Genomic DNA, 14,996 nt, shown 5'->3' with positions numbered 1-14,996 from the left:
CTCACACCCCGTACGTGAAGCGCGGCGTCCGCCGCTCCAGGAAGGCGGCGACCCCCTCGGCCGTGTCACCGCTGGAACGCGCCTGCTCCGCCCAGTACGCGTCCCGGTCCGTGCGGCCGGTCGCGAACTCCTTCGCCGCCGCCTGCGTCAGCTGCGAACGGGACACCAGGACCCGGGTGAACTCCGCCACCCGCTTGCCCAGTTCGCCCGGCGCGAGCACCTCGTCCACCAGGCCGGTGCGCAGGGCCCGTTCCGTGTCGATCAGCTCACCCGAGAAGAGGAGGTACTTGGCGGCCGACGGGCCCACCAGCGAGACCAGGCGGCGGGTGGAGGAGGCGGGGTAGACGATGCCCAGCTTCGCCGGGGTGATGCCGAAGAGCGCGCCCTCCTCGGCGAACCGCAGGTCGCAGGCGGCCGCGAGCTGGCTGCCGCCGCCCACGCAGTAGCCCCGCACGGCGGCGAGCGTCGGCTTCGGGAAGGCGGCCAGCGCTTCCTCGGCCCGGACCGCCAGCGTCTGCTGCTCGTCGCCCGGTGCGCCGAGCGAGGCGATGTCCGCCCCGGCGCAGAAGGTGGCGCCCGCGCCGGTCAGCACCAGCGCCCGGACGTCCCGGTCGGCGGCCAGTCCGCCGAGCAGGCCGGGCAGGGCGCGCCACATCGCCGCCGTCATGGCGTTCCTCTTGGCGCGGTTGCTGATGACGACGGTGGCCACACCGTCCGAGACGCTGTGCTCCAGCTGTGGCTGCTGCTCCATGGCCGGATGCTATCCGTCGACGGAAATCGTGCTGTGACCAGGCGTGTCGACAAAGCGGTCAAAGGACAATCCCCGGCGACGCGTTCGGTCAAAAGGCGTCGGCTACACGGTGACTTCCGGTCAGTGGCCGGGCGGTGCTCCCGGCGCTCCCACACTCGTTGCGTGGCGACAATCGAGCACGAAGGTGAAAGCCGGACCATCGAATCCCGTGGGAGCGCACCGGCGCGGACGCCGACACCTGCGCCCGCGCCCACGCCGACGCGGCCACCGACGTACGACGGGGTCTGGCGGTTCACCGCGCCCGCCGTCGACGTCTCCGTACCGCAGGCCAGGCACGCCGTCAGGGATCTGCTGAAACGTCAATGCGCCCCCATCCGCGAGGACGTCGCGCACGGGCTGCTGCTGATCGTCTCCGAGCTCGTGACCAACGCCGTACGGCATGCGGCGCTGCTGTCACCCGAGGTCGCGGTCGAGGTCGGGATCGGCGCGGAGTGGATCCGGGTGTCCGTGGAGGACAACCACCCGTACCGCCCCAAGGCGCTGGAGTCCGACGCCGCGCGGACGGGCGGCCGCGGACTGCTGCTCGTACGCGAGATCACCCGGGAGGCGGGCGGCACGTGCGACGTCGAGCACACCGCGAACGGCGGCAAGATCATCTGGGCGGCACTGCCCCTGAGACCGGGGCCGCCGTTGCCCTGAGGCGAGGGTGCGGCGGTACCCGCCCGTACGTGAGGCCGGGACGGTGGCCTGATCTTTGTGGCTTCCGCCAGTACGGCAGTCCGTCGTGATGTGGAGAGACTGCCCAGCAGAGGCGGCGGCGTGTCCCGGGAACGGGAACGGGACGTGCGCCGAGCCATGCGCATGAGCAAGCACACGGGAGGACGGCGCAATGAGCGTGCAGCAGTATGACGAGATCGGTGAGGCGTACGAGGGCTTCAAGGCCCTGACGCTGGAGCGGTACGTGGTGGTGCCCAGCTTCCTCGCCATGGTCGGGGACGTACGCGGAAAGTCGGTCCTCGACCTGGCCTCCGGCACCGGCTTCTACAGCCGGGAGTTCAAGCGGCGCGGCGCCGCGGAGGTGCTCGGCATCGACATCTCCGGTGAAATGGTCGCCGTGTCCCAGGCGCTGGAGGAGCAGGAGCCGCTGGGCATCCGCTACGAGGTGGGCGACGCGGCCGAACTGCGCACCTTCGAGGAGCCTTTCGACATCGGCCTGGCGGTGCAGCTGCTCAACTACGCGCAGGACATCGCCACCACGGAGCGGATGTGCCGCAACGTGCACCGCAGCCTGAAGCCCGGCGCCGAGCTCTTCCTGCTCAACCAGTCGCCCGACTACCGGTTCGACGGGCCGACCCCCGAGAAGTACGGCTTCCGCACCGAGCTCACGGGTGAGGAGGGCGAGACCGGACCCCAGGTCCGGACCACGGCGCTGCTCGACCCGCCGGTCTCGTTCGTCGCCAACCGCCCGCGCCGCGACGTCTACGAGCAGTGCCTGCGGGCAGCCGGCTTCACCGACCTGACCTGGGTCCCCATGGAGGTGTCCGACGCCGGCGTGCGCGAGTTCGGCGCGGACTTCTGGGCGGACTTCCACGCCAACCCGCCGCTGGTGATGCTGCGCTGCCGCGCCTGACGCCCGACCGGACGTCACGGTGACGCCGACGGCCCGACCTCGTCGGTTCGCCCGACAGAGGTGGGGTCGTCGGCCATTGAAGGGCTTGGCTAGGAGGGCTTCGCGCGCGTCATCACGTACGTGTTCCCGATGTCGGGATCGCCGAAGAAGAAGAACAGTTCCAGCGCCTCGCGCGGATCGCGGCGTACGGAGAACCGCCACGAGTACGTCGCAGGCGGCCGCGCGGGGGCCGCGGCGCCGGTCGTGGTCCCGGTGTCCCGCCGCTCGACCCTGGTCTGATGCGTGAGGGTGAGCCGGACATCCTGGCCGTCGGCGTCGTCGGTCAGCTCCCAGGTTCCCGTGCCGGAAAGCCGCCAGCCGTCATCGAAGTCGAAGTCCTGCCCGTCGAGCCGCTGGAGGAGGGCCGTCCCGTCCCGGCGGAGTGTCAGGCGGGTCTCCTCTGCGCCTTCCCAGTTCCCGGAGACCTCGGCCGTCGTGGCGTCGTGGACTCCCGTGCCCTCGTCGTACTGGTAGGGGCCGGCGCAACCACTGGACACCAGCAGCGCCACCACGACGCCGCCGAGGGCGATCCGCCGCCTCCACGGCCGTCCACTCTTCCCCGCCACCGGGCCCTCCCGACCTCCCCGAACCGGCCGACCGGGATGGGTGAGCCGTGGTGAGGACACCTTGTCAGATGTATTGAACGCGTTCAACACAGGTGGTCCCCTATGACCTACGGTCCGGCCGATCACGCTTGTGCTCCGTCAGGCAGGATGCCGTGGTGAGCATCAACGGAATCGAGAACCCCTGGACGCCCGCCCACCAGGCGGTGGAATCGGGCGACCACGCCCTGCTCACCCGGCTCCTCGACGAGGGAGCCGACGTGAACGAGGTCTGCTGCGGGATGACGCTGCTGATGCACGCAATCGACCTGGAAGCAGACTCGGCTGCCCAGTCGGGACAACCGATCGACAGCGCGCTCACCGCGATCCTTCTCGCCTATGGTGCGGACCCGGCACTCACCCTCGACGGCGAAACCGCCGACGACATGGCCCGCCGCCACGACCACGCCATGGCGATCAGGCTGTTGGAGCGCTTCAACACACCTCACGGGGTCGGCGCTGAGGGTGGTTCCGGCGGAACCGTCCGTCGGGCTGCGGAGACGCGTGAGCGGCCGGCCAGGATCCCGGCGGACAGGCCCTGGCCGGATCCGCGTCCCTGACCTCGTCCGTCACCGCGAGCACGCCGAGCGTCGCCGCCCACGGCACCAGTGGGCTCTCCGTCAGGCCCGCGCGGACGCAGCGCATCGCCTCGCGCGCCTCGTACGTATAGCCGCGCCCCACCAGCGCCGATCGCCACGCGCGGGGCGGGCCGCCGACCGGGTGCAGCACCACGCGGTCGGCGGCGTAGAAGGGGGCCGGCAACTCGAGGCGGCCCGCGCTGCCGGAGAGTTCGGCGTGTGCGGGGAGCTCGGTGGCGAAGGAGCAGGCGAGCTCCGCCATCGCGCCGGAGCGGTAGCCCAGCAGCAGCGCCGTGGTGTCGTCCACCGGCGGCGTGGTCGACAGGGAGCGCGCGCCGATCTACTGCGGCCTGCCCGGCGCACGAGCCGCGCCACGACCCGTCGGTACGCGCCTCCCGCCCGGTACGCGGACGGGCCCCGGCGGCTCTCGCGGCCACGCCCGCCCCGGCCCCGCCGCCACCGGCCCCGCCGACCGTGCCGCCACCGGGCCCGTCGACCGTGCGGGCACCGGCCCCGGTACCGGCGGCCGCGCGCCGCCCCGCCCCCGCCGTACGGGCCCTGCCCGGCGACAGCGCGGAGTTCACCGGGCGCGCAGCCGAGCGCGCCCAAGTGCACGCGTGGGTACGGGAGGCGGTGGGCGCGCGGGAGGCGGCCACGGCGCCGCTCGTCAGCGTCATCACCGGGATGCCGGGCGTCGGCAAGACCCGGCTCGCGGTGCGCCTGGCACACGAGACCGTGCGGGCGGGCCACGTGGGCGACGTCCAGCTCTTCGCCCACCTGCGGGGCCACGCGCCCGGCCGGGTGCCGATGGACCCCGCCACCGTGCTCGCCCGGTTCCTGCGGATGCTGGGCGTTCCGCCGGACCGGATCCCCGACAGCGTGGAGGAGCGGGCGGCGCTCTACCGGGACCGGCTGCACGGCCGGGCCCCGCTGATCCTGCTGGACGACGTCACCGGGCCCGGGCAGACGGACCCCCTGCTGCCGGGCGATCCTGCGTCCCTCGTCCTGGTGACCAGCCGCCGCGCCGGCTGGGCGCCGGCCGGGGCGCGCACGGTGCAGCTCGGCCCGTTCACGGTCGAGGAGTCCATGGCGCTGCTCGCCGGGGTGGTGGGCGCGGAGCGCGTGGCGGCCGAGCGGCCGGCCGCCGAGCGGATCGCCGCGCTGTGCGGCCGGCTGCCGCTGGCGGTCGCCCTGGCCGCCCTGCGGCTACGGGCCCGGCCGCTGTGGCGGCTCGCCGATCTCGCGGCGCGCCTGGAGCCGGAGGGCGCCCGGCTGGACCGGCTCAGCGTCGGCGGCCGCTCGGTCCGGGCCGCGTTCGACACGTCGTACCGCAGGCTGCCACCGCACCGCCGCCGGACGCTGCGCTGCCTGGCCGGCGTGCCCGGCGCCGCCCTCGGCGGTGCCCGCCGGGCGGGGGAGGCGGAGGAACTGCTGGACCAGCTGCTCGACGAGTGCCTGGTCCAGCAGACCCCGACGGGCGGGTACGAGCTCCACGAGCTGCTCCGCCTCTACGCCCGCGACCTGCCTCCCGGCTGAACCCCCGACCCGGGCCGGGGGTCACCAGCCGCCGCTCTCCCCGGTCAGCTCCCTGACCGCCGGACGCGCGGCGTCCAGCACCGTCATGAACCACGCCGAGAACGGCTCCGCGGCGTGCCGCTCGGCCAGTTCCCGTGCCGTCACGAACGCCGTCTCCTCCACTTCCTGCGGGTCCGGCCGCAGCGGGGCCTGCACCATCCCGACGAAGAGGTGGTTGTACTCCTGCTCCACCAGACCCGAGGCCGGGTCCGGGTGGTTGTAGCGGACCGTGCCCGCCTCGGCGAGCAGCGACGGCGACACGCCCAGCTCCTCGTGCACGCGCCGCGCGGCCGCCGCGAACGGCGCCTCACCCGGATACGGGTGCCCGCAGCACGTGTTCGACCAGACGCCGGGGGAGTGGTACTTGCCCAGCGCCCGCCGCTGCAGCAGCAGGCGCCCCGCCTCGTCGAAGAGGAACACCGAGAAGGCCCGGTGGAGCTGCCCCGGCGGCTGGTGGGCGGCCAGCTTCTCCGCGGTGCCGATCGTGGTGCCGTCCTCGTCGACCAGTTCGAGCATGATCGATGGCTTGACTCCGTTCGACGAGCTGCTCGCCGCCGTGGCTGGTGTGATCGGCATGACCATCCTTCGCTTCGGTTACCGGCCCTGTGGGGCAGTCTCAGTCTGCCGCACAAAAGCCGCTTGTCGGCTCACGTCGCCCCGCGCCCGGGATGTCTGCTCCACCGGGGTGACGGGCGGTCAGCCCCCGGGGGCCGGCGGATACGCGTCCGGCCGCCGGCGACCGCCCCGGAGACGTCCATGACCAGCGCCGTCGTCGCCTCGCCGGGGACCTCGAAGGGCGCTGCGACGCCGTACCGCGACGCCGGTACGAAACCGCGGCGGGGGAGTACTCCGGATGACCGAGGGCCGGCACCAGCCGCTCCCCACGCAGCCGCTCCGCGTCCTATACCGGGCGGACCACCGCCTGCCCCGCGCCCCGCCGCTGGTGCGCGGCCGCCGCGACCGGGGCCGGCACCGGTGCCGGGGTACCGCCCACCCCGGCACCGGGTGATCAGCCAGGTGCGTCAGCGCCCGTCGGCCGGCCGCAGGACGTAGCCCCGGTAGCCGTACTCCGCGCCGTGCTCGCGGCGCAGGGCGATCTCGGCGCGGGTGGCGGCGAGCGCCTCGGCCATGCCGGGCACCGCCGGATCGGCCGCGTCGGCGCGCTCGCCGAGCGGGCCGTAGTACTCGTCCCAGTCGCTCTCGGGCTGGGTGTACGTGCCGACCACGCGGTAGCCGGCTTCGACGGCCGCGGCGGTGTTGGCCTCGGTGGTACGCAGCGGGTAGTGCGCGTCCCAGAACGCCCGCGCCTCGGCGGACGGCTCACCGCCGGTCCACTCGCACTCGGTCAGGACCAGCGCCCCGCCGGGCGCCGGCAGCCGCCGCCAGGTGCGCAGCGCGCGGTCGAAGCCGATGGCGTACGCCGAGCTCTCCGCCCACACGAGGTCGAAGGACCCGTCGGCGTACGGCGGCTCGGCCATGTCGGCGGTGACGGTACAGATGGAGGCACCGAGCCCACGGGCGTCGGCGGCCCGCCGCAGCTCGGCGAGGAACGGCTCGTGCAGATCGACGGCGGTCACCTCGGCGCCGGCCGTGCCGGCTTCCGCCGCCAGCAGCAGGGCGGCCCGGCCGGGACCGCAGCCCAGGTCGAGCACGCGGGGACGCGGAGGCAGGGGGCCGACGAGGGAGAGCAGCCGGCGCGTGGTGTCGTCGGAACCGGGGCCCTGCCGGGGAAGACCGTGGTGCAGGGCGAAGAAGGCGTCGTACAGAGCGTTGTCGGACAACGTGGAAACCCTTGGGTGAGGCGGGTCCGGCCGACGTACGGATCTGATCGAGTCGGATCAGATCAGATCGGATCGAAGAAGACGATCAGGTCAGCCGAGAACCCGGAAGCTGAGGTGTGAGGTCAGGCGGGACGCCACCGCGACGGTCATCAACCTCAGCTCCTCTCACAGGCACGGACGGCCGCACCTTATCAGTGGCAGAGCCGCGCCTCATGGGCCGCATGGCCGCTCGGCTCCAGCTGGAAGGTGCAGTGCTCGACGTCGAAGTGGCCTTCCAGGCACTCCTGGAGCTCGTGCAGCAGCTTCTCGTGCCCCACCGAATCCAGCGCGCTCTGGGTCACCACCACATGCGCCGACAGCACGGGCATCCCCGAGGTGATCGTCCAGGCGTGCAGATCATGGACGTCCTCCACATTCGGCAGCGCCAGCATGTGGGCGCGCACCTGCGCCATGTCCACGCCCTTGGGTGCCGCCTCCAGCAGCACGTCGAGCGTCTCGCGCAGCAGCTTCACCGTGCGTGGCACGATCATCAGGCCGATCACCAGGGACGCGATCGGGTCGGCGGCCTGCCAGCCGGTGGTCAGGATGATGCCCGCCGAGACCAGGACGGTGACGGAGCCCAGCGCGTCGGCCAGCACCTCCAGATAGGCGCCGCGCACGTTGATGCTCTCCTTCTGGCCCCGTACCAGCAGGGAGAGCGAGATCATGTTGGCGACCAGACCGAAGAGCGCGAACGCGATCGCCAGCCCGCCCTTGGTCTCGGCCGGCGTGATGAACCGCTGCACCGCCTCGATGAGCAGGTAGCCGCCGGCGCCGAGCAGCAGCAGGCAGTTCGCGAGCGCGGCGAGGATCTCGGCCCGGGCGTATCCGAAGGTGCGCTTCTCGGTGGCCGGGCGGCCGGCGAAGTGGATCGCCATCAGGGCCATCGCCAGGCCCACCGCGTCCGTCGCCATGTGGGTGGCGTCGGCGATCAGCGCGAGGGAGTCGGCCAGCACACCGCCGATGACCTCCGCCACCATGACCGAGAGCGTGATCGCCAGCGCGATCCGCAGCCGCCCCTTGTAGGCGGCGGCCGCCGTGCCCGTCGGCGGCGGGCCCGCGTGCGTGTGCCCGTGGTCGTGCCCAGCCCCCATGCCCATGCCTCCAGCCGCTCGCGAAACCTCGTTCGAGCGGCCAGTGAACTACGGGTGGGGGGTATGTGCAAGCCGGGACTGAACACCGTTGTCATATGCTCTGACCTGCAGTGATGCCCGCAGGTCAGAGCGGTGGGCGTATCAGTGGCCGCCAGGCGGGCTCAGTGGCCGCGCGCCTCCGGGTGGCGCAGGCACCAGCCCTCCCACGCGGACTCGACCATCGCGCGCACGCCGTACGACGCCGTCCAGCCGAGCTCCTTGGTGATCCGCTCGACCGACGCCACGGCCTTGGCCGCGTCACCCGGGCGGCGCGGGCCCACCACCGGCTCGGCGGTGTCCCCGGTCACCTCGGCGACGACCCGCGCCAGCTCCCGCACGGAGACGCCCTCGCCGCGGCCGATGTTCACGGTCAGGTCCCCGGGGCCGTCCTGGTCGGCCAGCCGGCGGGCGACGGCGAGGTGCGCGTCGGCGACGTCCGCGACGTGAATGTAGTCACGGATGCAGGTGCCGTCCGGCGTCGGGTAGTCGTCGCCGAAGATCCGCGGGGCCTCGCCGCGCGTGATCCGGTCGAAGAACATCGGGATGATGTTGAACACGCCGGTGTCCGCCAGCTCGGGGCGCGCGGCCCCGGCCACGTTGAAGTAGCGCAGGCAGCCCGTGGCCATGCCGTGCGCCTGCCCCGTCGCGCGGACCAGCCACTCGCCCGCGAGCTTCGTCTCGCCGTACGGGTTGATGGGCGCCGTCGGCGCGTCCTCGCCGATCAGCTCCACGTCCGGGACGCCGTACACCGCGGCGGACGAGGAGAAGAGGAAGCGCCGCACCCCGGCGGCCACCACGGCCTCCAGCAGCACGGTCAGCCCGTGGACGTTCTCCCGGTAGTAGTGGAGCGGCCGCTCGACCGACTCGCCGACCTGCTTCTTCGCCGCCAGGTGCACCACACCCGTGACGGCGTGCTCGGCGAGCGTCCGGTCCAGCAGCTCCCGGTCCGCGACCGCCCCCTGGACGAGGGGGATCCCGGCGGGTAGCCGCCCGGGCACGCCGGAGGACAGCTCGTCGAGCACGACGACGCGCTCACCGGCGTCCGCCATGGCGTGCGCCACGTGGGCGCCGATGTATCCCGCTCCGCCTGTGATCAGCCAAGTCATGACGGTCAGCCTATGCCCTGGCCGACCGCGGTTTGTGGGCCGAGGCGCGGATCCACCATGATGATCTCGGCCCCCCGCGCCGCCGCGAGCCCGCGTCACGCCTCGGTGAACTTCCTCTTCCGTTCATCGGATAGCCTCACCCGGCGTGCCGCCGCGCCGCACCCGTCCCCGTTCGGCTCCAAGGAGTGAGTTCGTCTGTCGACCGCCATCCTCACCGGTCCTCCGGTACCCGGATCGCCGCTCGAGGGCGATCTGCGGTCGCTGGGCTTCGACGTCCGCGTCGCCACGGACCCGCGTGAGACCGCCGCACTGCTCGCCGCCGTCCCGGCCGCCGAGCGCGTCGCGGTCGTGGACCCCCGCTTCGTGGGCCACGTCCACGCCCTCCGCCTGACCCTGACGGACCCCCGCTTCCCGGCGGCCACGGCCCCCGGCGCCCTGACGGCCCAGCCCGAGGCCCGCCCGGCCCTGAGCCGCGCCCTGACGGCGCTGAGCGCCCCCGCGAAGGCGGGCGCCTCCGCGGCCGCCGCCGCGGGCGCCGGCGCCACCCCGGCGCCCGGCGCCTCCGGCGCCGACGCCGTGCCCGCTTCGGCCGACGGCCCTGCCGCGCAGGGCACCGGCACAGCCGCAGACACGGCCCCCGCCACCGCAGGCGCCGCGTCCGGCGCCGCGCCGCAGACCGGCCCCGCCGACTCGGCTGCCTCGGACCCTGCCCAGGCCCCGGGCGCCGGGCGGCCCCAGGGCGGCGACGCCCACGGCGGTGTCCTCACCCTTCCCGACCGCCTCGCCGAGGCGCTCCGCGCCGACGGCGTCGCCGTCCACCGGCCCGAGTTCGGCACGCTCGTCGCCGCCGTACCGGCCGACCCGCAGCGCCGCAAGGAGACGCGGGACGCCGTCGAGGCCGTCGACGACGAAGCCGTACGACTGCGCTCCGCCGTGAAAGCCCGCGACGGGTTCTTCACCACCTTCTTCATCAGCCCGTACTCGCGCTACCTCGCCCGCTGGTGCGCCCGCCGGGGCCTCACGCCCAACCAGGTCACCACCGCCTCGCTGCTCACCGCGCTGATCGCGGCCGGCTGCGCGGCGACCGGAACCCGGGGCGGGTACGTCGCGGCCGGCGTGCTGCTCCTCTTCTCCTTCGTGCTCGACTGCACCGACGGGCAGCTCGCCCGCTACTCGCTGCAGTACTCCACGATGGGCGCCTGGCTCGACGCGACCTTCGACCGCGCCAAGGAGTACGCCTACTACGCGGGCCTCGCCCTCGGCGCCGCCCGCGGCGGGGACGACGTGTGGGCCCTGGCCCTCGGCGCGATGGTCCTGCAGACCTGCCGCCACGTCGTGGACTTCTCCTTCAACGAGGCGAACCACGACGCCACCGCCAACACCAGCCCCACCGCCGCCCTCTCCGACAAGCTCGACGCGAAGGGCTGGACGGTCTGGGCGCGCCGGATGATAGTCCTGCCCATCGGTGAACGATGGGCCATGATCGCCGTCCTGACGGCCGTCGCCACGCCGCGCATCGTCTTCTACGCCCTCCTCGTCGGCTGCGCCTTCGCCGCCTGCTACACCACCGCCGGCCGCCTCCTGCGCTCGGTGACCCGCAAGGCCCGCCGCACCGACCGCGCCGCCCGGGCGCTCGCGGACCTCGCCGACTCCGGCCCGATCGCCGAGCTGGTCGCCCGGGCCGGCCGTCGGCCGCAGGTCCGCCCGATCCTCCGTTCCCCCGCGCTGATCAGCGTGGTCGGCGCGGTGTTCCTGCTGGCGTTCGTCTGCCTGGAGCCCTTCGGCAGCCCCTTCACGGTCCTGGCCGCGGTGGTGTACGCCGTTTTCGCGGGCGGGGCCGTCGCCCGCCCCCTCAAGGGCGCCCTCGACTGGCTCGTCCCGCCCGTCTTCCGGGCCGCCGAGTACGTCACGATCCTGGTCCTCGCCGCCCGCTCCGACGACCCGGGAGCCCTGCCTGCGGCATTCGGCCTGGTCGCGGCCGTCGCCTACCATCACTACGACACGGTCTACCGCATCCGCGGCGGCACCGGCGCGCCGCCCGCGTGGCTGGTGCGGACGATCGGCGGCCACGAGGGCCGCACGCTCGTGGTCGCGGTCCTCGCCGCGACCCTGACGGCAGGCGACCACCTCAGCCTCGCGCTCACCGTCCTCGCGGTGGCCGTCGCGCTGGTCGTGCTCGTGGAGTCCATCCGCTTCTGGGTGTCCTCCGGAGCACCCGCAGTACACGACGAAGGAGAACCCGCATGATCGGCCTCGTACTGGCAGCCGGTGCCGGACGGCGTCTGCGCCCCTACACCGACACGCTCCCGAAGGCCCTCGTGCCCGTGGACCCGGCGGGAACCGGCGAGAAGACGGTCCTCGACCTGACCCTCGCCAACTTCGCCGCCGTCGGCCTCACCGAGGCCGCCATCGTCGTCGGCTACCGCAAGGAGGCCGTGTACGCGCGCAAGGCCGAGCTGGAGGCCACGTACGGCCTGAAGCTCACGCTCATCGACAACGACAAGGCCGAGGAGTGGAACAACGCCTACTCCCTGTGGTGCGCCCGTGAGGTCCTGAAGCAGGGCGTCATCCTCGCCAACGGCGACACCGTCCACCCGGTCTCCGTCGAGGAGACCCTCCTCGCCGCCCGCGGCGACGGCCGGCGGATCATCCTCGCCCTCGACACGGTGAAGACCCTCGCCGAGGAGGAGATGAAGGTCGTCACCGCCGACGGCAAGGGCGTCCAGCGGATCACCAAGCTGATGGACCCGGCCACCGCCACCGGCGAGTACATCGGCGTCACGCTCATCGAGCCCGAGGCCGCCGCCGACCTCGCCGACGCGCTGAAGGCCACCTTCGAGCGCGACCCCGACCTCTACTACGAGGACGGCTACCAGGAGCTCGTCCACCGCGGCTTCCAGATCGACGTGGCACCCATCGGCGACGTCAAGTGGGTCGAGATCGACAACCACGACGACCTCGCGAAGGGCCGTGAGATCGCGTGCCTGTACTGACCCGGCTCATCCCGTCGCCGCTCGTCGTCGACATCCACCGGGGCGCGATGGACGACCTGGCCGGCCTCCTCGCCGACCAGCGCATCTCCGCCTCCGGCAAGCTCGCCATGGCGATCAGCAACGGCTCCGGGCAGGCGCTGCGCGAGAAGCTCGCGCCGCTCCTCCCGGACGCCGACTGGTACGACGTCGCCGACGGCACCATCGACTCCGCCGTCCGTCTCGCCGACGAGATCAAGGGCAAGCGGTACGACGCCGTCGTCGGCGTCGGCGGCGGCAAGATCATCGACGTGACGAAGTACGCCGCGGCGCGGGTCGGCCTGCCCATGGTCGCCGTCGCGACGAACCTCTCCCACGACGGCATCTGCTCGCCGGTCTCGATCCTGGACAACGACAACGGCCGCGGCTCCTACGGCGTCCCCTCGCCGATCGCCATGGTCATCGACCTCGACGTGATCCGCGAGGCGCCGGCCCGGTTCGTCCGCTCCGGCATCGGCGACGCGATCTCCAACATCTCCGCGATCGCCGACTGGGAGCTGTCGCACCGCCACACCGGCGAGCAGGTCGACGGCCTGGCCGCCGCCATGGCCCGTACGGCCGGCGAGTCCGTGCTGCGCCACCCCGGCGGCGTCGGCGACGACGAGTTCCTCATCGTGCTGGCCGAGGCGCTGGTCCTGTCCGGCATCGCCATGTCGATCAGTGGCGACACCCGCCCCTCGTCGGGCGCCTGCCACGAGATCTCCCACGCCTTCGACCTGCTCTACCCCGGGCGCTCCGCGCTCCACGGCGAGCAGGTCGGGCTGGGCGCCGCCTTCGCGATGCACCTGCGCGGCGCCCGCGAGGAGTCAGGGCTCTTCGCCGAGGTGCTGCGCGGGCACGGCCTGCCGGTGCTGCCCGAGGAGATCGGGTTCTCCGCGGACGAGTTCGTCCGGGCCGTGGAGTACGCACCGCAGACCCGACCCGGGCGCTTCACCATCCTGGAGCACCTCGACCTGTCCACCGACCAGATCAGGGACGCGTACGCCGACTATGCCAAGACCATCCGTAGCTGAACTCCGCCCGGTCGTTCACCCGGAGGGAGTGAAGGACCGGCGCAGCGGGGAGCACTGGGGCGGCCGCCTCTACATGCGCGAGATCTCGCTGCGCGTCACGCGGCTCCTGGTCACCACCCGGGTCACGCCGAACCAGCTCACGTACGTGATGACCCTCGCCGGCGTGCTGGCCGCCCCGGCGCTGCTGGTGCCGGGCGTCTGGGGCGCGGTCCTCGGTGTGGTCGCGGTCCAGCTCTACCTGCTGCTCGACTGCGTCGACGGCGAGGTCGCCCGCTGGAAGAAGCAGTTCTCGCTCTCCGGCGTGTACCTGGACCGGGTCGGCGCCTACCTGTGCGACGCGGCGGTCCTGGTCGGCTTCGGCCTGCGCGCCGCCGACCTGTGGGGCGGCGGCCGGATCGACTGGCTGTGGGCCTTCCTCGGCACCCTCGCGGCGCTCGGCGCGATCCTGATCAAGGCGGAGACCGACCTCGTCGGCGTCGCCCGCCACCAGGGCGGCCTGCCGCCGGTCAAGGACGCGGCCGCCGAGCCGCGCTCCTCCGGCATGGCGCTCGCCCGCCGGGCCGCCGCCGCGCTCAAGTTCCACCGGCTGGTCCTCGGCATCGAGGCGTCCCTGCTCATCCTGGTGCTGGCGGTCGTGGACCAGGTCCGCGGCGACCTGTTCTTCTCGCGCCTCGGCGTCGCGGTGCTGGCCGGCATCGCGCTGCTCCAGACGCTGCTGCACCTGGTGTCGGTCCTCGCCTCCAGCAGGCTGAGGTGAGCGCCGTGACCGCGATGAAGCTCGGCGCCGTCATCATCACCATGGGCAACCGCCCCGACGACCTGCGCGCCCTGATCGACTCCGTCCGCAAGCAGGACGGCGACCCGGTCGACATCGTCGTCGTCGGCAACGGCGCCCCCGTCACCGGCGTCCCCGAGGGCGTACGCACCGTCGACCTCCCGGAGAACCTGGGCATCCCCGGCGGCCGCAACGTCGGCATCGAGGCCTTCGGCCCGAACGGCTCCGACGTCGACGCCCTCCTCTTCCTCGACGACGACGGCCTGCTGCCGAACACGGACACGGCCGAGCTGGTGCGCGCGGCGTTCGCCGCCGACCCGAAGCTGGGCATCATCAGCTTCCGGATCGCCGACCCGGACACCGGCGTCACCCAGCGCCGCCACGTCCCCCGGCTGCGCGCCTCCGACCCGATGCGCTCCTCGCGGGTGACGACCTTCCTCGGCGGCGCCAACGCCGTCCGCACGAAGGTCTTCGCCGACGCGGGCCAGCTCCCGGGCGAGTTCTTCTACGCGCACGAGGAGACCGACCTCGCCTGGCGGGCGCTCGACGCCGGCTGGATGATCGACTACCGCTCGGACATGGTGCTGCTCCACCCGGCGACCGCGCCCTCCCGGCACGCGGTCTACCACCGGATGGTCGCCCGCAACCGGGTCTGGCTGGCCCGCCGGAACCTCCCCGCGCCCCTGGTGCCGCTCTACCTCGGCGTCTGGCTGCTGCTCACGCTGGCGCGGCGCCCCTCCGTCCCGGCGCTGAAGGCCTGGTTCGGCGGGTTCAAGGAGGGCTGGACCAGCCCCTGCGGACCCCGGCGGCCGATGAAGTGGCGTACGGTATGGCGGCTGACCAGACTGGGCCGGCCCCCCGTCATCTGACAAGCTCGTACCGACAAACCCCGGGCGCACCGGGCGGCCCGCCGGCCGCCCCGCGCCCACCCCCGCCGCGCATCTT

14 protein-coding genes and 2 pseudogenes are annotated in these 14,996 nt (G+C 73.3%); 9 read left to right on the top strand and 7 right to left on the bottom strand.

All coding sequences use genetic code 11. The features are described 5' to 3' along the window. Position 1: 1 nt before the first annotated feature. Positions 2-751, bottom strand: coding sequence for an enoyl-CoA hydratase/isomerase family protein (locus tag AB0A69_RS04765; protein ID WP_361415358.1), 750 nt, complete (start codon positions 749-751; stop codon positions 2-4). A gap of 198 nt (positions 752-949) precedes the next feature. Here AB0A69_RS04765 and AB0A69_RS04760 point away from each other — a divergent pair, with 198 nt between their 5' ends. Beyond that, positions 950-1,450 (top strand): ATP-binding protein, encoded by a 501-nt coding sequence (locus tag AB0A69_RS04760; RefSeq protein WP_361416776.1) that lies wholly within the window; start codon positions 950-952, stop codon positions 1,448-1,450. Positions 1,451-1,640: 190 nt separating this feature from the next. Then, the gene (locus AB0A69_RS04755) at positions 1,641-2,381 is read left to right on the top strand and encodes a class I SAM-dependent methyltransferase (protein ID WP_361415356.1); all 741 of its coding nucleotides are present in this window, start codon (positions 1,641-1,643) and stop codon (positions 2,379-2,381) included. 89 nt (positions 2,382-2,470) lie between these two features. Here the strand turns inward: AB0A69_RS04755 and AB0A69_RS04750 are convergent, their stop codons facing one another. Continuing rightward, positions 2,471-2,986 (bottom strand): hypothetical protein, encoded by a 516-nt coding sequence (locus AB0A69_RS04750; protein WP_361415354.1) that lies wholly within the window; start codon positions 2,984-2,986, stop codon positions 2,471-2,473. A gap of 92 nt (positions 2,987-3,078) precedes the next feature. On the opposite strand from AB0A69_RS04750, the pseudogene AB0A69_RS04745 reads away from it, so the two are divergent. Then, positions 3,079-3,231 (top strand): annotated as a pseudogene (locus AB0A69_RS04745) (hypothetical protein); the annotation flags it as partial. Positions 3,232-3,457: 226 nt separating this feature from the next. Here AB0A69_RS04745 and AB0A69_RS04740 read toward each other — a convergent pair. Beyond that, positions 3,458-3,907: a hypothetical protein gene (locus AB0A69_RS04740; RefSeq protein WP_361416888.1), complete on the bottom strand. Its 450-nt coding sequence runs from the start codon at positions 3,905-3,907 to the stop codon at positions 3,458-3,460. Positions 3,908-4,098: 191 nt separating this feature from the next. Between AB0A69_RS04740 and AB0A69_RS04735 the strand changes: the two genes are divergently transcribed. After that, positions 4,099-5,136: an ATP-binding protein gene (locus AB0A69_RS04735; protein WP_361415352.1), complete on the top strand. Its 1,038-nt coding sequence runs from the start codon at positions 4,099-4,101 to the stop codon at positions 5,134-5,136. Between the two features lie 21 nt (positions 5,137-5,157). On the opposite strand, the gene idi is transcribed toward AB0A69_RS04735, so the two are convergent. The 4 genes and pseudogenes from idi to galE form a co-directional block, all read right to left on the bottom strand. After that, positions 5,158-5,751 carry an isopentenyl-diphosphate Delta-isomerase gene (gene idi, locus AB0A69_RS04730; protein ID WP_355355111.1) on the bottom strand — a complete coding sequence of 198 codons (594 nt, stop codon included), beginning with the start codon at positions 5,749-5,751 and terminating at the stop codon, positions 5,158-5,160. Between the two features lie 71 nt (positions 5,752-5,822). Then, positions 5,823-6,956 (bottom strand): annotated as a pseudogene (locus AB0A69_RS04725) (methyltransferase domain-containing protein). A gap of 191 nt (positions 6,957-7,147) precedes the next feature. After that, positions 7,148-8,089, bottom strand: coding sequence for a cation diffusion facilitator family transporter (locus AB0A69_RS04720; RefSeq protein ID WP_361415349.1), 942 nt, complete (start codon positions 8,087-8,089; stop codon positions 7,148-7,150). A 161-nt stretch (positions 8,090-8,250) separates the two neighbouring features. Beyond that, a complete protein-coding gene (galE, locus tag AB0A69_RS04715) occupies positions 8,251-9,234 on the bottom strand; it encodes a UDP-glucose 4-epimerase GalE (protein WP_361415348.1) in 984 nt (327 codons plus the stop codon). A 348-nt stretch (positions 9,235-9,582) separates the two neighbouring features. Between galE and AB0A69_RS04710 the strand changes: the two genes are divergently transcribed. From AB0A69_RS04710 to AB0A69_RS04690, 5 genes are read left to right on the top strand one after another with little or no spacing between them, the layout of a single operon-like run. Beyond that, on the top strand, positions 9,583-11,481 hold the full coding sequence (locus AB0A69_RS04710) for a DUF5941 domain-containing protein (RefSeq protein WP_361415346.1): 1,899 nt from the start codon (positions 9,583-9,585) through the stop codon (positions 11,479-11,481). Continuing rightward, positions 11,478-12,227 carry a phosphocholine cytidylyltransferase family protein gene (locus AB0A69_RS04705; protein ID WP_361415344.1) on the top strand — a complete coding sequence of 250 codons (750 nt, stop codon included), beginning with the start codon at positions 11,478-11,480 and terminating at the stop codon, positions 12,225-12,227. The genes AB0A69_RS04710 and AB0A69_RS04705 overlap by 4 nt, the downstream gene beginning before the upstream one ends. Beyond that, on the top strand, positions 12,215-13,276 hold the full coding sequence (locus tag AB0A69_RS04700; RefSeq protein ID WP_361415342.1) for an iron-containing alcohol dehydrogenase family protein: 1,062 nt from the start codon (positions 12,215-12,217) through the stop codon (positions 13,274-13,276). The genes AB0A69_RS04705 and AB0A69_RS04700 overlap by 13 nt, the downstream gene beginning before the upstream one ends. Beyond that, a complete protein-coding gene (locus AB0A69_RS04695) occupies positions 13,254-14,033 on the top strand; it encodes a CDP-alcohol phosphatidyltransferase family protein (protein ID WP_361415341.1) in 780 nt (259 codons plus the stop codon). The genes AB0A69_RS04700 and AB0A69_RS04695 overlap by 23 nt, the downstream gene beginning before the upstream one ends. A gap of 14 nt (positions 14,034-14,047) precedes the next feature. Beyond that, entirely contained in the window at positions 14,048-14,920 is an 873-nt protein-coding gene (locus AB0A69_RS04690) for a glycosyltransferase (RefSeq protein ID WP_361416773.1), read from the top strand. Positions 14,921-14,996: the final 76 nt, after the last annotated feature.

This window comes from Streptomyces sp. NPDC045431, from assembly GCF_040646655.1.
Taxonomy (GTDB): Bacteria; Actinomycetota; Actinomycetes; order Streptomycetales; family Streptomycetaceae; genus Streptomyces.
Note: the sequence above shows the minus strand (reverse complement) of the source record. Positions and strands in the feature narration are given on the sequence as shown.